17 protein-coding genes are annotated in these 20,006 nt (G+C 58.1%); 5 read left to right on the top strand and 12 right to left on the bottom strand.

Annotation, left to right across the window (positions count from 1 at the left end; translation table 11 throughout):
• Positions 1-18: 18 nt before the first annotated feature.
• From ACK8OE_RS13810 to ACK8OE_RS13820, 3 genes are all read left to right on the top strand, one after another.
• Positions 19-1,263: an alpha/beta hydrolase-fold protein gene (locus tag ACK8OE_RS13810; protein WP_410272988.1), complete on the top strand. Its 1,245-nt coding sequence runs from the start codon at positions 19-21 to the stop codon at positions 1,261-1,263.
• Positions 1,264-1,346: 83 nt separating this feature from the next.
• Entirely contained in the window at positions 1,347-2,138 is a 792-nt protein-coding gene (locus ACK8OE_RS13815; RefSeq protein WP_410272989.1) for an alpha/beta hydrolase, read from the top strand.
• 8 nt (positions 2,139-2,146) lie between these two features.
• Positions 2,147-2,947, top strand: a complete 801-nt coding sequence (locus ACK8OE_RS13820; RefSeq protein ID WP_410272990.1) for a DUF4198 domain-containing protein — start codon at positions 2,147-2,149, stop codon at positions 2,945-2,947.
• A 322-nt stretch (positions 2,948-3,269) separates the two neighbouring features.
• On the opposite strand, the gene ACK8OE_RS13825 is transcribed toward ACK8OE_RS13820, so the two are convergent.
• From ACK8OE_RS13825 to ACK8OE_RS13835, 3 genes are read right to left on the bottom strand one after another with little or no spacing between them, the layout of a single operon-like run.
• Complete coding sequence (locus tag ACK8OE_RS13825) at positions 3,270-3,959, bottom strand: ATP-binding cassette domain-containing protein (RefSeq protein ID WP_410272991.1); 690 nt, start codon at positions 3,957-3,959, stop codon at positions 3,270-3,272.
• On the bottom strand, positions 3,956-4,633 hold the full coding sequence (gene modB, locus ACK8OE_RS13830; RefSeq protein WP_410272992.1) for a molybdate ABC transporter permease subunit: 678 nt from the start codon (positions 4,631-4,633) through the stop codon (positions 3,956-3,958). Before modB ends, ACK8OE_RS13825 begins: the two co-directional genes overlap by 4 nt.
• Positions 4,634-4,652: 19 nt before the next feature.
• Positions 4,653-5,159: a molybdenum cofactor biosynthesis protein B gene (locus tag ACK8OE_RS13835; protein WP_410272993.1), complete on the bottom strand. Its 507-nt coding sequence runs from the start codon at positions 5,157-5,159 to the stop codon at positions 4,653-4,655.
• A 120-nt stretch (positions 5,160-5,279) separates the two neighbouring features.
• Between ACK8OE_RS13835 and ACK8OE_RS13840 the strand changes: the two genes are divergently transcribed.
• On the top strand, positions 5,280-6,509 hold the full coding sequence (locus ACK8OE_RS13840) for a hypothetical protein (RefSeq protein WP_410272994.1): 1,230 nt from the start codon (positions 5,280-5,282) through the stop codon (positions 6,507-6,509).
• Here the strand turns inward: ACK8OE_RS13840 and ACK8OE_RS13845 are convergent.
• The 4 genes from ACK8OE_RS13845 to ACK8OE_RS13860 all read right to left on the bottom strand — a co-directional run bounded on the left by ACK8OE_RS13845 (position 6,481) and on the right by ACK8OE_RS13860 (position 11,643).
• Positions 6,481-7,659 carry an NnrS family protein gene (locus tag ACK8OE_RS13845; RefSeq protein WP_410272995.1) on the bottom strand — a complete coding sequence of 393 codons (1,179 nt, stop codon included), beginning with the start codon at positions 7,657-7,659 and terminating at the stop codon, positions 6,481-6,483. The two genes, ACK8OE_RS13840 and ACK8OE_RS13845, sit on opposite strands and share 29 nt — an antisense overlap.
• Positions 7,656-8,399: an anaerobic ribonucleoside-triphosphate reductase activating protein gene (locus ACK8OE_RS13850; RefSeq protein WP_410272996.1), complete on the bottom strand. Its 744-nt coding sequence runs from the start codon at positions 8,397-8,399 to the stop codon at positions 7,656-7,658. The genes ACK8OE_RS13845 and ACK8OE_RS13850 overlap by 4 nt, the downstream gene beginning before the upstream one ends.
• Entirely contained in the window at positions 8,353-10,338 is a 1,986-nt protein-coding gene (locus tag ACK8OE_RS13855; RefSeq protein ID WP_410272997.1) for a ribonucleoside triphosphate reductase, read from the bottom strand. The genes ACK8OE_RS13850 and ACK8OE_RS13855 overlap by 47 nt, the downstream gene beginning before the upstream one ends.
• A 90-nt stretch (positions 10,339-10,428) precedes the next feature.
• On the bottom strand, positions 10,429-11,643 hold the full coding sequence (locus ACK8OE_RS13860) for an NnrS family protein (protein ID WP_410272998.1): 1,215 nt from the start codon (positions 11,641-11,643) through the stop codon (positions 10,429-10,431).
• A gap of 118 nt (positions 11,644-11,761) precedes the next feature.
• On the opposite strand from ACK8OE_RS13860, the gene ACK8OE_RS13865 reads away from it, so the two are divergent.
• Positions 11,762-12,817: an FAD-dependent oxidoreductase gene (locus ACK8OE_RS13865; RefSeq protein ID WP_410272999.1), complete on the top strand. Its 1,056-nt coding sequence runs from the start codon at positions 11,762-11,764 to the stop codon at positions 12,815-12,817.
• Positions 12,818-12,859: 42 nt separating this feature from the next.
• Here the strand turns inward: ACK8OE_RS13865 and ACK8OE_RS13870 are convergent, their stop codons facing one another.
• The 5 genes from ACK8OE_RS13870 to ACK8OE_RS13890 are packed head-to-tail and all read right to left on the bottom strand — an operon-like array spanning position 12,860 to position 20,000.
• Entirely contained in the window at positions 12,860-13,336 is a 477-nt protein-coding gene (locus ACK8OE_RS13870) for a hypothetical protein (protein WP_410273000.1), read from the bottom strand.
• A gap of 9 nt (positions 13,337-13,345) precedes the next feature.
• Positions 13,346-14,035 (bottom strand): respiratory nitrate reductase subunit gamma, encoded by a 690-nt coding sequence (gene narI, locus ACK8OE_RS13875; RefSeq protein WP_410273001.1) that lies wholly within the window; start codon positions 14,033-14,035, stop codon positions 13,346-13,348.
• A gap of 11 nt (positions 14,036-14,046) precedes the next feature.
• Positions 14,047-14,703 (bottom strand): nitrate reductase molybdenum cofactor assembly chaperone, encoded by a 657-nt coding sequence (narJ, locus tag ACK8OE_RS13880; protein WP_410273002.1) that lies wholly within the window; start codon positions 14,701-14,703, stop codon positions 14,047-14,049.
• Entirely contained in the window at positions 14,693-16,219 is a 1,527-nt protein-coding gene (gene narH / locus ACK8OE_RS13885; RefSeq protein WP_410273003.1) for a nitrate reductase subunit beta, read from the bottom strand. Before narH ends, narJ begins: the two co-directional genes overlap by 11 nt.
• A gap of 4 nt (positions 16,220-16,223) precedes the next feature.
• Positions 16,224-20,000 (bottom strand): nitrate reductase subunit alpha, encoded by a 3,777-nt coding sequence (locus ACK8OE_RS13890; protein ID WP_410273004.1) that lies wholly within the window; start codon positions 19,998-20,000, stop codon positions 16,224-16,226.
• Between the last annotated feature and the right edge of the window lie 6 nt (positions 20,001-20,006).

Genomic DNA, 20,006 nt, shown 5'->3' on the forward strand with positions numbered 1-20,006 from the left:
GGGCGCTTGAGTGGGGGGGTGGCCGCTGCGCTAGTGGTGCAGGCAGCGGTTCCCGGTGTGAGCGTGGGGGAGGCGATCCCCTCTTCCCCCACGCTCGCCTCCCTTCAACCCGCAAATGCTTCCCGCCTTTGGGAACAGGTGGCGCGCGACGGCGCGCCCCTGATCGAGCCGGACACGACAAGCGAAAACCTGAAGGTCACCTTCCTATGGCGCGGCGATAGTCATCGGGAGATCGAGCTCAGCTGGCCCGTCTGGACCCCCGATCGTGGTGAGAACCGACTGACCCGGATGGATGGCACCGACATCTGGTACAAGACCGTACTCTTGCCGCCAAAGACGCGCCTCTCCTACCAGTTGGCCCCCGATCCCGTGCGCGGCCCGCCGGGCGACCGAGAGGCCTACCGCGCGGGGCTGGTTGCGGCCTTGAGGGACGATCCGTTCAATCCAAAGCGCATGGGCAAGATGTCACTTCTGGAACTGCCGGATGCGCCGGATCAGCCTTATGTCGCCAAGCGGTCCACTGTTCCAGAAGGCAGCGTTCACACAGATATCTTGCACATGAACGGTCGTAACTATGAGATCACCCTTTATCGGCCCGCCAATATCGCAGCCAAGAACAAGACTCCGCTGGTCGTGATCTTCGACGCCGAGCGATATCTCACCGATATCCCAACGCCCGTGATCCTCGACAACATGATCCATGAGGGCGTCATCCCTCCGGTGAGTGCTGCACTTATCCGTAATCCGACGCGCCAGTCGCGCGGCGAAGATCTGGCCTGTAACCCGGTCTTTGCAAAAGAGCTTGCCGAAACGCTCGTGCCTTGGGTCGGGCGGCGTCTGGCAATTACGGAGACGGCGGAAGATCGCGTGCTGGCCGGTTCCAGCTTCGGTGGCCTGATGTCGGTGTGCACGGCCCTCACCTACCCGGCGGTGTTCGGCAAGGCTTTAAGCCAGTCGGGATCTTTCTGGTGGAATCCGCAAGGTGTCACCTCAACCCGCGTTGAAGACCATGCGGTGATCAAGGGTGTGCGGGAAACCAATCGCAAGCCCGTGCAGATTTATCTTGACGCCGGTGTCCTGGAACAACGCCCAGGCAGCGACAATCTCAACAGCATCTATGTCACGTCTGCGGCTCTGTTTGAGGCCTTGCAGACAAAGGGATATCGCGCCTCATTCCACCGTGTCGCGGGTGGACATGACGACGCGACCTGGCGCGGCACGCTGTCGGACGGTCTGATTGAACTTCTGGGAACGAAACGATGAAAAGACGTGCATTCCTTGTCGGCCTGGCCGGCTTTTCCACGGTGCCCGTAGGCGCGCAGCCTTCTCAGGCGTCCCGGCCGTCCGTGGCGAACCTGCCTGTCAGGACGCACACCTTTCAGGTCTTCCGCTTCGCATCGGTCGATGGGCAGCGCCACTATCGAATCGAAGTCGCCGTCCCGCGCAAAATGCCGCCCAAATCAGGTTATCCTTCGCTGTGGCTATGCGACGGCAATGCGGCGCTGATGGCGCTTACGCCTCAGGATCTCGAAGCGGCGCCGGACCTCGTTCTGGTCTCACTCGGCTACGATATCGAGGGCCGCTTCGATCTCCTCGCGCGAAACTACGATTACACGCCGGCCGTCAACGGCGAGGCGACGGTCGATGAGATGCGCCCGGAGAACCGCGCGGGTGGGGCGGAGGTTTTTACGCGGTTTCTAATGGACCGCGTGTGGACAACTGTAAAACCGATCGGCCTTGACTCCAACCGCCGCGGGCTTTGGGGGCACTCTTATGGCGGCTTGTTCACTCTGACGACGCTCTTCACGCACCCCGAGTTGTTCAAGGTTTATGCCGCCGCCAGTCCCTCCCTTTGGTGGTACGAGGGAAAGCCTTTTGCAGGATCGCCGGTGGCGATGAGCGCCAAACGAGACGTGCTTCTGATGACAGGAGATGCCGAAGTCAATCGACGCGTCATCCACGGGCGGACGCTGCCGTCGCCTGAGGACACCGTCTCGGCCCTGAAAACCCTCGGGGCGCGGCTCCGGGCGACGCAGAACCTGCACGTGGAGACCCAGATTTTGAATGGTCTAAACCACGGCCCGGTCTTTGAGGCGTCTTTACCCATCACTCTTCGATACATGACAAGCCATCTCTGAGAAAAGCCATGCGAAATCTGATCCTGACCCTACCTCTCATCGCGCTGACCGGTGCGGCCTCCGCCCATACGCCGTATCTCGCCCCGTTTAATTTCGCCCCCACGCAACCGATCGTGACGGTCCAAAATGCACTTACCGACAACACCTTCTTTGTGCCGGAATTCCCTATAAAAGGCGATGATTACGAAGTAACGGACGCCGGCGGCACGGTCTCGACGGGCAAAGGGATAAGCCTGGCCGAACTGGGTTTGTTTGAGACCAAACTGCCGCGCGAAGGCACCTACCGCATTTCAACGGGTAATCGCGATGTGCGCACGCTCACCCTGGCGCAGATCGACGGCAAGTGGAAGCCGGTGAAGATGCCCGAGAACGGTGTGGTCAATCCGCCGTTCGTCGACCAGTCGAAGCTGCCGACGGGCACGAAGGTGATCCCGGTGAAGACTATGGTCCGGGCGGAGACCTATATCAGCTACAACAAGCCATCCGACAGGGTGCCACCTCCGGCGAATGAGGGTCTCGAAATCGCGCCGGTCACGCATCCAAACCGTGTCTTTGCGGGTCAGAGTTTTGCCTTCACACTGCTGTTCGATGGGAAACCCGTGACGGCGGAATATCAGGTGTTTCGCGCCAACGATGCCTATGCCACGGCAAGCTTTAGTCTCTCAGCTACGGCCGAGGAGGGGAAAGGCCGGATCGAGTTTTCCGAGCCCGGTATCTATGTCATTGAAGTCAGCCGCAACTGGACCTTAGGCAATCCCGATGATCCCCGGACCTGGCTAACCAGCCTGACGCTGGAAGTGGCACCGTAGAAACTCGCTGAAGCGCCGCGATTTCCTAGTGGTTCCTTGAGCACGATCCCATAGCGGAGCGAAGCCGCTTTAACGGACCGGTGGTAAATCGCCGGTTTCGGGTACAGAGGTCTGTCTCACGCCGTCCCCGATCATGGGTATGCTATACGGTCTTACACAAGCGGCGCCCGCACCAAGGTTCGCATCGTCGTCGATCCTGATCCCGCAGGCGGGCTATCGCCATTCATACCGCCTAGCTCACAGTTGGCACCACCGTGAATACCTTGTCTGTGCAGGGCTCATACGGGCTCGTTCTGGCTTCCAAGGATCAGTCACACGCACACTACTGATAGCCAAGCGCCTTCAGCGCCAACGCCTCGATTTCCGCCTGAGACAGGCCGTCCAGCGTCACCGCCGGGCGCGCGCTCAGGCGTCCGTTTTGGATATAGATGACCTGCTGCGTCAGGCGGGCCACCTCCAGCGGGTCGTGGCTGACATAAAGCACCGGCACACGCTCAGCCACATCGCGGATCAGCGGCAGTATCTCGGCCCGCGCCGCCTGATCGAGGCTCGAAAGTGGCTCATCCATCATCAGCAGGTCCGGCCCGGACAGCAGCGCCCGCGCGATCGCCACGCGCTGCCGTTCGCCGCCCGACAGCCGTTCAACCTGACGCGGCAGCAGCGCGCCGATGCGCAATAGTTCTATACTTTCGGTTTTATCGACATTTTTCGGACTTCGCTTGAGCGCAAAATCGAGATTGCCTTCGACCGACAGGTGACTGAACAGCGACGGCTCCTGAAACACAAAGCCGACGGCGCGTTTGTGCACGGCCACAAAGCGGCCCTCGGCCTGCCAGATGGCGTCACCCACCTGCACCCGCCCCCTAAGGCGCTCCAGCCCGGCCATGGCACGCAGCAGCGTCGTCTTGCCGGACCCGGACGGCCCCATCAGCGCCGTCAGCCCGGTCCCGGCCTCAAATCGGACCGACAGCGCCAGATCACCTACCGTACCGCTCAGATCGACCTGAATCATGGCCTGATCCCCGCCGAGCGCGCGCCGAAGCGCCGGTCAATGACCAGCATGATCATCAGGGCCACGAACGAGAAGGCCAGCAGGCCGCCGGAGATCAGATGCGCTTCGGCAAAGTTGAGCTGTTCCACCGCCTGAAAGATGCGGATAGAGACGACCTCGGTTTGACCGGGAATGGCCCCGCCAATCATCAGCACCACCCCAAATTCACCGATGGTGTGCGCAAAGACCAGAAGCGCCGCCGTCACATAGCCGCGCCGAGCCTGCGGCAGGGCAACCGACCAGAAGGCGTCCCAAGGCGAGGCGCGCAAGGTGGCGGCAACCTCCAGCGGACGCGACCCCATGGCCTCAAACGCATTGCGGATGGGCTGCACGGCAAAGGGCAGCGAATAGACCAGTGAGCCGATGACCAGCCCGGTAAAGGTGAAGGCCAGGGTGCGAACGCCGAAGGGCTGCAACAGCGCCATCAACGGACTGTGCGGCCCCAGCGCGATCAGCAGATAAAAGCCCAGCACCGTTGGCGGCAGCACGATGGGCAGAGCGACCACGGCTGCCACCATATCGCGCAGCCCGCCGCGGCCTCTGGAGAGCCACCACGCCAGAGGTGTAGACAGGAGCATCAGCAGGACCGTCGTCAGGGTCGCGAGAGACAAGGTGATTCGAATGGCGTCGGGCATGCAGAACGGGAAAACTGAGTTACGTCCGTGCGGACGAGACGACACGGCGCAAGGTGCATTGGCCGAGGTCATCTGACAAATGGTGAGAAAGGATGTGTGTCCAGGCGTCCACTACCGCACTCAGGTTTCCGGGCAAGGCGATGACAATGGTGTCGTCAATCGTACCGGCAAACGCACGTGAGAGCATTCCGGGCAAACCAGCACTCTGGTGACTGTAAAGGTGAAACAGCACCGAAAAACCGTCGAATCGCTTATGCAGTAACGGCTCAATGGCCTCGGGCGTAACATCCTTTCGGCCTGGTCCGGTCCCGCCAAGGACAATGAGAACGCCAGGGGGCGTACTCAGCACGCGGCCTACGGTCTCACGTATGTCCGCGATGCTCTCGGCGACTACATCAGTGTTGACGGCACCGTACCCCGCTTCGGCTAATCTGGCGCACAAGTAAGACTCCGCTGCGCGCTCGTCGACGCGCCCAGACCTCGCGACCCGGATGATCGCGCATCTGTTAAACTCAGGAACAGTCATTCTCTTTCTCCTGACATCTTCTCTACAGGTGCGACCCCTTGTCCGCGTTGATTCAGATCAAGGCCGGACGGACACCCCTCAGAATACGAAAGTCTAAACTTTCAAGAAGGTGACTGATCTATGAAAAATCGTATTCTCTTATCCGCAAGCCTTGTCACTGCCGTTCTTGCTCTGCCCAACCCCCTTTTGGCTGCAGAAAATGAGGCGGCTCCAATGCCCTGGGGTCAGATAAAACTAGACGCCCGGTTTCGCTGGGAAAACGTTGAACAGAAGGGCGTGCCAGAGGTGGCTGATGCGAAAACCCTCCGCACGCGCCTGACCTACCTGTCTCCAACACGAGCGGGTTTCAGCGGAGGTCTGGAAATCGAGAACGTATCGGTGCTCGGCGCTGCCCGCTTCAACGACACACTCAACGGCAAAACCGGTTTTCCGGTGGTTCCCGATCCTTCCGACACGCTCGTCAATCGCGCCTTCCTCCAGTATACTTTTCCAACGCGGCAAAAGCTCATCGTTGGACGTCAAACTCTTGCGTTTGAGAACCAGAGATTTGTTGGCACCGGCGGCTGGCGGCAAAACGATCAGACGTTCGATGCCGTCACCTTTGAAGGCGCCATCAGCAAAGCTTTATCCGTCAAGGTTGCCCGCGTCTATCAGATAAACCGGACAGTTGGGACCCGCTCGCCAGCCGGAACGTGGGACGATACCGACATAAATCTGGCCAATTTGTCCTGGACGATCTCACCCACAATCAAAGCGAGCGGCTATTATTACCGCCTCGAGATCCCTGACGCCCCTGCGCAGTCCTCATCAACGACGGGTGTGCGCCTCGAACTGCGACACAAGCTCGGAGCGGCCACTACCTTGAGCCTCGTCGCCGATGGCGCCCGACAAAAATCATTGAGCGGGGCGGCGCGGGCATACGAACTTCCCTACTACAGTTTCGAAACGGCGATCAGTCGGGGTCCATGGACCGTGAATTATCTGATCGAGTCCGTCGGGGGCGATGGCCGTTCAGGCCTCCAGTTCGCGCTCGGCTCAAACCACCTGTTCAACGGTTGGGCGGACAAATTCCTGACGACGCCGGCCAACGGCCTAATCGATCACGCCTTGACCCTTCAGTACTCACCGCCTCTGGCAGCCAAAGGGCTGGCCTCAGTTCGCGCCACACTGAGCTACCACACTTTTGATGCTTACAAAGGACACGTCCATTACGGAACGGAATGGAACACGCTCTTGGAAAAGGATTTCAACGCACATGTAACCGTGGGCCTGAAACTTGCCGACTATTCGGCCGACACCTTCGCTACGGACACGCGGAAAGTCATGCCTTATGTGCAACTGAAATACTGAACCGCCGAGTACCCACCAGCACAAGCAGTAGCCCACCAAATGCCGTCAAGGTGGCCGCTGTCGCCAAGCCCAGTAAAAAGATCCTGAGCCCTGGCAACAAGACAGCGGCCACCCGGCCCGCAACCGCAATCTGTAGCGACAAAAGCAGCCAACCCACGGGCCGCTGCAGCGGTTTGGGATACCCGACGCTTCGCAACAACGACCGCAACATGATGGTCACCGTCAACGTGAACATGCCACCGACCATCAGAATATGAAGCGCGATCAACTCACGCTCTGCGCCGGTCGCCAAGATCAGCAATCCAGCGAAAACCCAGAAGTAGGCGGCGTACATGCCTCTCAGAAAAACATCTTTTCCCGCCGCCATCTCAAACCAGACACCAAGGCGCATGGCTGCCGTAAAAGCCGCCAGGAGAAGCGCCGCGGTCGCATAGGATTGTGAGGGGGCTAAAAGCCATGCCACCAAAGCGCCGGCCGTCAGCATTGCGACCACCCTTTGCAATGTCCGCGTTTCCATTGGACGGTAGGTAGCGGTAAGACCGGACGTACGCTGTCGCGCCACTCGCGCATTTTCCGTAAAGCTATAAATCATCCGCCCACCGATCAGTGTAATCACAAAAACGATCAGACTGATCGCTACCTTCGGTGTGACTGCGATATGACCAAAATGAAAGGCGGCATTCGCGAGGCTGAACCCGCTAACCGCCAGCACATAGGCGCCGTTGGAAAGCTTTCGGGCAGTGGCGACTTCTCGAAACAAGACGAAAAGCAGGAGACCCCAAAACGCCATGTCCACCAGCCCTTTCAGGACTTCGGAGGCGGGACTGAGCATCGCTAGACGCCCACTAACCCAGACGCCCCAGAGAATGAGAAGACCGCTTCCGGTTACCGGCAGCTTCCCGCTTTGATTTGGAACCGACAACAGGCCGTGACCAACAAGCACCGCAGAAAAGTACCCCCAGAGCATTTCGTGCGCATGCCAGGCCGGGGTGATCTGGACAAAGGACGACAATCCACTGACCTGAAACATCCACAGAGTCAGTGCGAACATGGCCCAAACCGCCGCACTGGCAAAGAAAAGGCGATGAGGAGACCCAAGCCACCACGATCCCGTGTAGCGTCGCAGGCGCTCGGCGGTTGTCTGTTTCACTGCTTTGCCATATTTCTGAAAACGAAGGGAAATGGCCTCTCGATCAGCAAGGCTTTGTTGAAGTTGCGCCCCTGCGGTGGGAGGTTGCCAAGAGTGGGACCGTGCACAAATCCCTGCACGACGAAGTTCCCGCGGTAGCTGAGTTCTTCAAGAAGCGACGTCATCTCGTTGATATCGCCTTCATCAAGTAGGTCAGTGTGGACGGTTGTGCGGATTTCACGACCGATACCCGCTTTGACCACCATCCTGAGCGAACGCTCGAACAAGGCCCAATTCTTCAGACCCGTGATCGGCATGTACTTAGATGGCGGCGCCTTGAAGTCGAGGGCGATGAAATCGACGAGCCCTTCGTTCAACAATTCCTCAAGGCGTTCCGGTCGCGACCCGTTTGTGTCGATCTTGACTTTGAAACCCTTGGCCTTGAGCTTCCGGCAAAGCCACGGCAATGCCGAAGACAGTGTGCATTCACCGCCCGACAAGACGACGCCCTCCAGGAGGCCCTGTCGCGATGTCAGAAACCGCTCTATACTGTCCGAAGGCAGACGCTTGAAGGCTCCCGTCACCAGGTCTGGATTGTGGCAGTAGGCGCAGGCCATGTTGCAGCCTGCGAACCACAAAATACAGGCCGTATGCTCCGGGAAATCCTGGAAGGTGAACGGCGTCAGACTGGTGACGGGGAGCTTTGCCCACATCTCAAACGGCTTCGCAATTGAACAGTGGTAGCCGCGGCTCGTTTTCACGAAAGTGGCGGCGTTCCTTGTGCTCGCCCTTCTTACCCAGATTGAAACTCGCAACCGGCCGGTGATAGCCCATGACCCGAGTCCAGACGAGGGTCTCCTTGCCGCAATGCGGGCAGTTGGATTGCTCGCCATTGAGGTAGCCATGGGTCTCGCAGACCGAGAACACCGGGGTTATGGTGATGTAGGGCAGCCGGTAGTTTTCGATAACCTTGCGCACCAGGCGCTTGCACGCCTCTCCCGACGATATGCGCTCGTTCATGTAAAGATGGAGAACCGTTCCGCCCGTATATCGCGTTTGAAGCTCGTCTTGCAGGTTTAGCGCTTCAAACGGATCGTCCGTATAGCCAACCGGTAACTGGGTCGAATTGGTATAGTAGATGTTCTGATCGAACCCTGCCTGGATTATGTCGGGGAAGCGCTTTGCGTCCTCCTTAGCGAAGCGATAGGTCGTGCCCTCAGCCGGAGTGGCTTCGAGATTATAGAGATGGCCCGTACGCTCCTGATAGATGCGAAGACGCGCCCGCATGTATTCCAGAATGTCGGATGCCAGCCGCGCCCCACGGGCATCTGTGATGTCGTACGCGTCCGAGGTGAAGTTGCGGACCATTTCGTTCACGCCATTAACACCAATGGTGCTGAAATGGTTACGGAAATGGGGCAAATAACGGCGTGTGTAGGGATAGAGTCCGCGATCATACATGTCCTGAACGAAGCGCCGCTTCTTCTCAAGTGACGCGCTTGCCAGGTCCATCAGGCGGCCCACCTCAAGCTGAAGGCCATCCCAGTCTGCCCGGAAACGGTAGCCGAGGCGGGCCATATTCAACGTCACGACACCAATCGAACCGGTCATTTCGGCTGAGCCGAAAAGCCCGTTCCCCCGCTTCAAGAGTTCGCGCAGGTCGAGTTGCAGACGACAGCACATGCTCCGAACTGCATGCGGCGCATAGGCGTCCGGGTTGGCTACCCGCTCACCCTCCGCGTTGAGGAGATACTGGCTACCAATAAAGTTCTGGAAGTAGGACGAACCGATCTTGGCCGTATTTTCGAACAACGCGTCAGCGACCGGGCCTTCCCACGCAAAGTCCTCCATGACGTTAACGGTCGGTATCGGGAAGGTGAAGGGCTGACCTTGCGAATCGCCCTCGGTCATCACCTCGTAATAGGCGACGACGATCTGCTCCATTTCCGGCTGGAAGTGACGGTAAGAGAGGTCTTCCAACGCCTGGACCCCCCTCTTTTTTGCCGACGCCAGCAGATCCGGATCTTCTATCCCCTTGAACAGGTGCAGACTGTTGGCGGTCGGGAAGTTGTCCTTCAAATCCGGCGGGACCGTGATATCGAGCGTAATATTGGTAAAAGGGCTCTGCCCCCAGCGGGCTGGGACGTTCAGATTGTAGATAAAGCTCTTGATCGCCTTTTTTATATCGGCGAACCCGAGCTTATCCTTAAAGACATAGGGGGCGAGGTAAGTGTCGAACGAGCTGAATGCTTGCGCCCCCGCCCATTCCGACTGCAGGATTCCCAGAAAATTCGCCATCTGTCCGAGTGCTTCGCGAAAATGACGCGGCGGGTTGGAGGCTACCTTGCCCGGCACCCCGTTGAACCCTTCATCGAGCAGCCCTCTCAGGCTCCAGCCCGCGCAATAGCCGGTAAGACAATCCAGATCATGGATGTGAATATCCGCTTCTCTGTGCGCCCTCCCCTCGTCTGGCGCATACACATTATCAAGCCAGTAGTTGGCGATAATCTTGCCCGCCGCATTATTAATCAGACCGGCATTGGAGTAGGAGGTGTTGGCGTTGGCATTGATACGCCAGTCTTGCCGATGGATGTACTCCTCAACGGTCTGACGACAACTGACGCGGCTATCGGATAGATCGCGCATCAAGTCTTCACCCGAGAGGCTCGTGGGGAAAAGTCTGTGGTCACTGTCAGCCATAACGGTCTCCAATCTATATATAGGGCCATTCGATCTAACGGACACTAAATATAGAAGCGGCGATTCGACTTGATCGCGGTCAAGTCGAATTCACGAACGTGTGTCATCCGCTCGCCTGCTCAACAGGTAGGGCGTGTAGCGGATCAGAAACAAGGCAAAGGCTGCAAACCACATCACCGCGGCAAGACGATAAGCGCCCTCAGCCAGATCGGGCCACAGCCAGACAACACACACCCGCGTCAAGGCGGCCGTGTTGATCAGAACGAAGGCCGTCGCCATGTCCCAACCCACGACAAGCGGGCGACCGGTATGGCCGAGCGCCACACGCGAGATGAACCCAAGCGTCGTCACGCCGATTGCCCCCGCCGTGAGCGCGTGCGTTGCGATCGAATTCGGTACAGCCGCTCCAAAAAAGTAGGCGGCCTTCAACGCCATTCCCGCCACCAGCCAGGCGTACCCCGCGTGCAAGACCCATATGAGGGGATGTTTCAGGGCTTTATGCGACTGCCAACTCGACAGCCGCCACAGATTCGCCGTCCCCGCGACCAAAAACACGAACCCTGCAACAGGTCTCGGAAGTCCGTCGGGAGCCGTCAGGAGAACCATCTCCAGCAAGAATGCCGTAAGGCTCGTCAAAATGATGATCCGGTCGAGGCGTGAATCGCGCCGGAGGATCAGCCCAAGAGGGCGTTCCGTGAACATGGCGATCACCCGACCCCCGATAATGATGATCATCAGGAGGAATATATTCAATGCCAGGCCGTACCCGATGTCGGCGCGGCCGAAATAAGTCAGCGCATTTGCCGTGCTGAGCAACGCAAGTAGTCCGAGGAAAAAGAGATTTCGCGTGTTTCCCGCCTCGAGGAGCGGGCGTCCAATGCCGTAGGCAATTGCCACGGGGAAGCACAGATCGATGAACAGAACCCCTATCAAAGGCAGTTGCGATGATAGAGCAACCGCCAGACGCCCAAGCCCCCACAGCGCGACCATTGTGGCCAAAAGCGCGCCCTTTGGCGTTGGCCGACTGGTCCAGTTCTGTACGGCCGTGAACAAAAACCCCGCGACAATGGCCAGCGTGTAACCAAACAGCATTTCATGCCTGTGCCAGTCCACGGGAGAGAACCGGCTTGACCACTCGACTCCGCCGGAAAGTGCAAAGAGGAAAACCGTAAGCGCTGTCGGTGCGAAGAGGGCCGCGCACAGGAAGAAGGGTCTAAAGCCGATGCTGAGAAACGGCCACCCGACCGCCACTGGGGCCGGCGTTGCGTGAGGGCGTGTGATGACCTTTCGCGAAGGCGTGGGCATGGTCTGGTCTCCTTTTGGAGAATAATCCGGCAAACTCGCCTTTCCGACATTGAGGCAGATCAATTCCTCCTGGGACAATCCGGCCTATGGCGCTGTAAATTGGATTGGGAGACCACCTATGCAAACCATCGCGATCATTGGCGCGGGCGTCACGGGACTAAGCTGCGCGGTTCGTCTCTTACGCGCGGGTTTCAAGGTGAGCATATTCGATCGCTCAGGCTTTCCTGGGCAAGGGGCCAGCGCCGCAGCCGCAGGTATGCTCACGCCTTTGGGAGAATCCGCCGAACTCCCCCTGCGTTTCGTTGAAGCGGGTTTGAAGGCCATTGGCATCTGGAAAGATCTGCTCGCGGACGAAATGCCCTGCGCCCTAAAACGACGAGGTAGTCTGCTGGTCGCCTCAGCATTCGACCGCCCCCTGTTAACAGCCTTCCAGCGCGGGATCGAGCCCTTATCAGACCGCTGGGTGATGCTGGATAGGGCTGGTGTGCGCACCCTGGAACCATGCCTGAGCCCCGTTTACGAAGATGGCCTTTATTTCCCGGAGGATGCGCACCTCGACGCGATCGAAGCCCTAAAGGCGATGGTCAGACTGACACTGCAAATGGGAGGACAACTCATCTGCGAGGAGACAGAAGTGAGTGATCTTTGGGATCGGTATGATCGGGTCATCGACTGCCGGGGCTGGACCCAAGACCACGATCCAGACCTTCATGCCGTAAAGGGAGAAGCCCTGTCCCTTCTGCCACCAGACGGTTTCCAGCTCACGCGACCGGTACGCTTCTTTTCAGGCGCCGAACTCTTCTATGCCGTCCCGCATGCCGGGGATGGTCTGATCGTCGGCGCAACCATGCGACGCGAAGCACTTCCCGTCGAGGATATGCCACGGCTCGACGGGCTAAAGTCATTGCTCGATGCGGCCCAAACGCTCGATAGACGCCTGAACAGAGCTTACCTGAAAGAGGTGCTGTGTGGGGTACGCCCGTCCTACCCCACAAAGCTTCCCAGAATATCAACAGGTCAAGACGGTGCTTACATTGCCGCCAATGGCATGTACAGACACGGGTTTCTGCTCGGACCTGTCGTGGCCCAGGCCGTAATGGATCTGGTAAACTCAGACGATACACCTTGCCTGTCGATGTTCTCGGATCGGAACAATGATCGGGGCGCCTTGTAAAAAAATGAGCCCGCCAATACGGTATTGGCGGGCCTGCGGGCATCAGCGGACCAAGGGGCTGTCCGCGGCCTCCAGATCGATTCCGGCTAATCTGGCTCGCCCCGCGAGTATCTTGATGTATTGCTGGGTCGCGGTCCGCCAGCTTGTTTCCGAAAGGAAGGCCGTGATAGCCTCGCGCATATCTTCATACAGGGGCTCCCCCGAACCTGAGCGAGCGGCGAAACTTGCCTTATTATTTTCGAAATAGCGGCGGGTATCCTCTTCCGTCACCGCCGGCACCTGGATCATTTTGTCCAGAAGGCTCTGGATGCGCCCGTCATCCGCCAGCGGATCACCCTCCTCATCCACCTCCCGCTCCCCGAGACCCTCGCGAACAAAGGCCTGAAGCAGAAGTTCACGGATGGTGAGGGCTTCAGCGGCCATCTGCATGGCCGCCTCGCGATCCGTGGCTGGATGATGCTGCATCTCGCGGAACACCTGCTCATCCGTTATCTCAGTATCGTTTACAAGGATCGGCATGTCCGTCTCCTACCGCTTGGCCATTCGACTACGGACGATCTGATAGGGACGCCCGATATATTTCACCGGCACGCTCAGCATATGAACGAGACGCGTGAAAGGAAACAGAACGAACAACGTGAGTCCGAGAATGATATGCACCTGATAAGGCCAGGCCAGATCGACGATATAGCTGGCGGCCTGCGGCTGGAACGTGAAAATCGACTGCGCCCAGTCGCACAGACGTAACATAATGGTCGCGTCATGATGGCCCAGCGAGAAAGGGATGGTCGTGAGACCGAGAACGATCTGGACCCATAGCAGGAGCAGAATAAGAATGTCGGCAGCCGAACTGGTGTGACGAATGCGCGCGACAAAGAGACGGCGAAACACCAGAATCGTCAGCCCGGCAAATCCGACGATGCCTGCCGCCCCCCCTGCGGCAATTGCCACCATCTGCTTTTGCTCTGCGGTTATAAAAGGCGCATAGACCCAGTGCGGGGTGAGCAGCCCTACGAGGTGCCCGCCGAATATGAACAGGACTCCGATATGGAAGAGAATGTTTCCAAGCCTTAGGCCCTTGTCCGCCAGAAGCAGTGACGAAGAGGCCTTCCATGTGTAGGGCTCACGATCATAGCGAACGAGGCTGCCGATCGCCAGAATGCTAAGCGCGATATAGGGATAAATGCCGAAAAAGAACGTGTAGTAGGTGTTTGTCATGACAGTCTCCTTTAACCGCACCGGGCCTGCGAAGCGGGCGCATCCGGCGATGCGGCGCCGAGGAACTCCACGGCCGTTTCCGCCCATTGTTTATCAAGGTCGTCGAATGTCGGATCTTTCTCCTGCGTTCCGCCGATGAGGGTGTGTGCCGCCCGCAGCGATGGGCGACCGGCCAGATGCAAAAGCGCATTGAACACGGCCAGATACGGACTTTCCCGGTCCTGAAGGCGTTTGGCGATCGCCTCAAGAATGTGGACAGGCTCCGTCAAGGCGGCGCGCGCCTCTGTGGCGTCAATATGACTTAGATACTCCAGAAACATCGGCAGGTAGTCCGGAAGCTCATTGGACGGAGGCATCAGTCCTGTCTCCCGATACCTTTCAATAAGGTCGATCATCGCCTGGCCACGGTCCCGGGACTCCCCATGGACGTGCTCAAAAAGATGCAGAGATAAAGACCGGATACGGTCGAAGGTGGCGACATAGGTTTCCTGTGCCTCCACAATATTGGCGCTCAGAAACTCAAAGAGTCTTTCAAGCGCCTCAAGCCGCGACGCTGGCAATTGTCCTTCGTCGGCGAGCGTGTCGCGTATCTCGGGCAGCAGCGCCACCCATTCCGGGGCCGGATAACACAACAACAAGCCCAGCATTTTATAAGACTTAACCGACATGGGTGCCTCCAAAGAGATTCTTGCGCTTCGGGGAATCAAACAGATTGATCTGGCTATCCCCCGTCGAACATCCATTCCCGAACGAGAACCCACAGCCAGACTTCATGTCGAACGCCTTCTCCGCGTACTCCTTGTGCGAGGTTGGGATAACAAAGCGATCCTCGTAGTTCGCAATCGCCATGTAACGGTACATGTCTTCAACCATGGCCACATCCATGCCGACCCGTTCCAGAAGTTCCGGATTGGCGAGGCCATCGACGTGACGCCCGCGCATAAAGGCGCGCATCGTCAGCATCCGCTCCAACGCGAGTTGGACGGGGCGTTCCTCACCCGCCGTCAACATGTTGGCGAGATAGGTGAGCGGAATTCGAAGCGATTTGACGTCGGGAATGACACCGTTCAGACCCACCTGCCCCTTCGCGGCTGCATTCTGGATCGGTGACAGAGGCGGGACGTACCATACCATAGGCAGCGTACGGTATTCCGGGTGTAGCGGGAACGCGATCTTCCAGTCGATCGCCATCTTATACACCGGTGACCGCTTGGCCGCTTCAAGCCAACTGTCGGGAATGCCTTCCGCTTTCGCCGCTCGTATGACGTCGGGGTCTTCCGGATCAAGGAACATATCGAGTTGGGCGTGGTAAAGGTTTTGCTCATCTTCAACAGACGCCGACGCTTCAATACGATCAGCATCGTAAAGAAGAACGCCCAGATAGCGTATCCGTCCAACGCAGGTTTCCGAGCATACGGTAGGCTCCCCGGCTTCAATCCGCGGGTAGCAGAAAGTGCATTTCTCTGATTTGCCGGATTCCCAGTTGAAATAGATTTTCTTGTACGGGCAGGCCGACACACACATACGCCAGCCGCGGCATTTATCCTGATCGATCAGTACGATACCGTCTTCTTCGCGCTTGTATATGGCGCCTGATGGACAGGCGGCGACACAGGCCGGATTGAGACAATGCTCGCACAGACGCGGCAGGTACATCATGAAGGTGTTCTCGAACTGTCCGTAGATCTCCTTCTGGACGTTCTCGAAATTTTTATCCTTGCCGCGCTTCTCGAACTCACCCCCAAGGATTTCTTCCCAGTTGGGGCCACTGTTGACCTTCTTCATCTTCTTGCCGGTGATCACCGAAACAGGTTGCGCCGTAGGCATTGTCCGGGCTTCAGGGGACTTCTGAAGATGCTCGTAATCAAAGGTGAAGGGTTCGTAATAGTCGTCGATAGAGGGCAGGTTCGGGTTCGAAAAGAGGCCCGCCAAAGTGCGCCATTTACCGCCCTGCTTAGGCGTGATCTTTCCCGAAGCCTGGCGTTGCCAGCCGCCTTTCCAACGATCCTGATTCTCCCAGTCATTTGGGTAGCCGACGCCGGGCTTGGTCTCCACATTGTTGAACCAGGCGTATTCGACGCCTTGACGCGATGTCCACACGTTCTTGCAGGTGACAGAACAGGTGTGACAGCCGATGCACTTGTCGAGGTTCAGCACCATGCCAATCTGAGCACGTACTTTCATGGGATTAGGCTCCTTGTCCGGTGCGATTGTCAATCGATGGCAACTCGCCCTGGCCGTAGCCTTCGACGTTGTCCCAATTGACCTTTTTCATTTTTCTGAGAATGACGAATTCGTCACGGTTGGCGCCGACGGTGCCGTAATAGTTGAAGTCATAGGCCAGTTGCGCATAGCCCCCGATCATGTGGGTAGGCTTGAGAACTGTACGCGTTACTGAGTTGTGGATGCCGCCGCGCGCCCCCGTGATCTCCGAGGTCGGCACGTTGATGATCTTCTCCTGAGCGTGGTACATGAGGATCATGCCCTCAGGGACGCGCTGAGATACGACGGCACGCGCCGTCAGAGCACCGTTCGAATTATAAGCCTCGACCCAGTCATTGTCCTCGACCCCGATCTTCCTGGCATCAATTTCGGAGATCCACACGATGGGACCGCCCCGGGAAAGGGTCAGCATCAGTAGGTTGTCCGAATAGGTGGAGTGAATGCCCCACTTCTGGTGAGGGGTGATGAAGTTCAACACAACCTGCTTGCGGTCCTTGCCGAAACGATGGATCACGGGCGCGGTTGTCTTCAGGTCCACGGGTGGCCGGTAAACGCACAGCGACTCCCCAAACGCGCGCATCCACTTATGATCCTGGTAAAGTTGCTGACGACCGGTAAGGGTTCGCCAGGGGATCAGTTCGTGCACATTGGTATAGCCGGCCGTGTAGCTGACGTGCTCGGATTCAATACCGCTCCAGGTCGGCGACGAGATAATCTTGCGCGGTTGCGCCTGGATATCCCGGTAACGAATGTGTTCGTCTTCACGCGCTTCGGCCAGATGCACATGGCTGCGTCCCGTTGCTTTTGACAATGCATTCCAGGCCTTGACCGCGACATGCCCGTTCGTCTCAGGTGCGAGCGTCATGATCACCTCGGCGGCGTCAATCGCCGTGTCAATACGCGGCAGTCCTTTAGAGATCCCCGCCTCCGACACTGTGTAGTTCATTTCCGCCAGCAGCTTGAGTTCGGCGTCGGTGTTCCACCCGATGCCTTTACCGCCATTGCCGACCTTTGCCAGAAGCGGTCCGAGCGAAGTGAATTTTTTATAGGTATTCGGATAGTCGCGCTCGACCAGGGTGACCGAAGGCATGGTTTTACCCGGAATGGGATCACACGCGCCCTCATACCAGTCCTCAACCTCGAACGGCTGCGCCAGTTCCGACGCAGTATCATGCTTAATGGGATTGAGGACGACATCCTGTTCGACGCCCAGATGCCCTTCGCAAAGCTCCGAAAAGCGTTTGGCGATGCCCTTGTAGATATCCCAGTCCGAACGCGCTTCCCACGCCGGATCAACGGCTGCGGAGAGCGGATGGATAAAGGGATGCATGTCGGACGTGTTCAGGTCGTTTTTCTCGTACCAGGTGGCGGTCGGCAAAACGATGTCGGAATACATGCAGGTCGTTGACATGCGGAAATCGAGCGTAACCAGCAAATCAAGCTTGCCTTCCGGAGCCTCCTCGTGCCAACGCACCTCCTTGGGCAAGCTGGCGCCTTCCTGCCCAAGGTCCACCCCCTGGACACCATGCTGGGTGCCCAAAAGATGCTTCAGAAAATACTCATGACCCTTTCCACTCGAGCCCAGGATATTGGAGCGCCACACGAACATGTTGCGGGGCCAGTTCAGGGGGTTGTCGGGATCAAGGCAGGACAGACTGACTTCACGAGACTTCAGGGCATTCGCAACATAAGGTCCCGCTTCAACGCCTTGCGCCTTGATCTGACGCCCCAAGTCAAGAGGGTTAATCTGTAACTGCGGAGCAGACGGAAGCCAGCCCATCCGCTCAGCTTTGACGTTACAATCGATCAGGGACAGGTCCGTCCATTCACTGCGATCCGCGAGGGGCGAGAGAATTTCGTCCATCTGGAGCTTCTCATACCGGTACTGGTCGGTGTGCGCATAGAAGAACGAGGTGCCATTCTGCTGGCGCGGGGGCCGGCTCCAGTCCGTCCCGAACGCCAGCGGCGCCCACCCGGTTTGCGGGCGAAGCTTTTCCTGGCCCACATAGTGGCTCCAGCCACCACCGGACTTCCCGATACAACCGCACATGACCAGCATGTTGATGATGGCCCGGTACGTCATATCCATATGGTACCAGTGGTTCAGGCCAGCACCGACGATGACCATGGAACGACCATGGGTCTTGTGAGCATTCTCCGCAAACTGCCTTGCGATTTCAATCGCCTGTTCACGCGGGACGCCTGTAATGGCTTCCTGCCAAGCGGGTGTATAGGGCACGTCATCGTCATAGGAGGTCGCCACATTGGCCCCGCCCAAACCACGGTCCACGCCGTAATTGGCAACAAACAGATCGAATACGCTGGTCACATAGGCCGGGCCATCCTTCAGTTCCAGCCTCACCGCCGGAACATTGCGCTCCAGAACACTGTCGTGCCCCGTCGACTTGAAGAAATCATGCTCAAGATTGCCAAAGTACGGAAAAGCAACTGACTTGATCTCTTTCTGACTGTGGTCAAGTAGACTGAGGAGCGGCCAGATATCCTCGCCTGTCCTCTCGTCTTTCGGTTCCAGGTTCCATTTCCCGGTCTGCCCCCAACGCGAACCCGCCGTGCCATTGGGCACCTTGATCAGTTCCTTGTGACCGCAAACGACGACCGGCTTCCAGTCCGGATTGTTCTCCAATCCCAGATTACCAGAAAAGTCCGATGCCCGGATCATCCGTTCGGGAACGAGGCGCCCCTCCTTCTCCACGAGCCGAACAAGGAACGGCATATCCGTAAAGGCGCGGCAATAGTCGTCAAAGTAGTCGCTTTTGCCCTTCAGATGCCATTCAGTTAGAATCACGTGACCCATTGCCAGGGCCAGCGCCGTATCAGTGCCCTGTTTCGGATGCATCCACAGGTCAGCGAGTTTGGCAACTTCAGAATAGTCAGGTGTGACGGCAACCGTCTTGGTCCCCTTGTAACGCACTTCAGTGAAGAAGTGAGCGTCGGGGGTACGGGTCTGGGGGACATTAGAGCCCCAGGCGATGATGAACCCAGAATTGTACCAGTCGGCGCTTTCGGGCACGTCCGTCTGCTCGCCCCAGGTCTGAGGGCTCGACGGCGGCAAATCACAATACCAATCATAAAAGCTGAGGCAGACCCCGCCGATCAGCGACAGATAGCGTGCCCCTGACGCATATGAGACCATGGACATGGCAGGGATGGGAGAAAACCCAACGATGCGATCAGGGCCGTAGGTTTTGGCCGTATGCACGTTGGAAGCGGCGATGATTTCGTTCACCTCGTCCCAACTGGCGCGCACAAAGCCGCCGCGACCACGCGCCTGTTGATAGTCGCGCCGGACCTTTTCGTCACTCGCCACCGCATTCCAGGCGTCCACCGGGTCCGCGTGCCTGGCCTTCGCCTTGCGCCACGCCTTCATCAGCTTCGAACGGATCAGAGGATATTTCAGACGGTTGGCGCTATAAAGATACCACGAGTAGCTGGCCCCTCTGGCGCAGCCGCGCGGTTCGTGGTTCGGCATGTCCGGCCGGGTCCGCGGATAGTCGGTCTGCTGGGTTTCCCAGGTCACGAGCCCGTTCTTTACATAAACCTTCCAACTGCATGATCCGGTGCAGTTCACACCGTGCGTCGAGCGGACGATCTTGTCGTGCTGCCAACGCGCGCGGTAGCCCTTCTCCCATTCACGGGACTCGGTGGTCTTTGTGCCGTGCCCGTCCGAAAAGGCTTCCTTGGGGCGGGTGAAGAATGAGATCTTATCTAACAACTGGCTCATTTCGTT

It is taken from the genome of Asticcacaulis sp. W401b, from assembly GCF_046503825.1.
GTDB lineage: Bacteria > Pseudomonadota > Alphaproteobacteria > Caulobacterales > Caulobacteraceae > Asticcacaulis.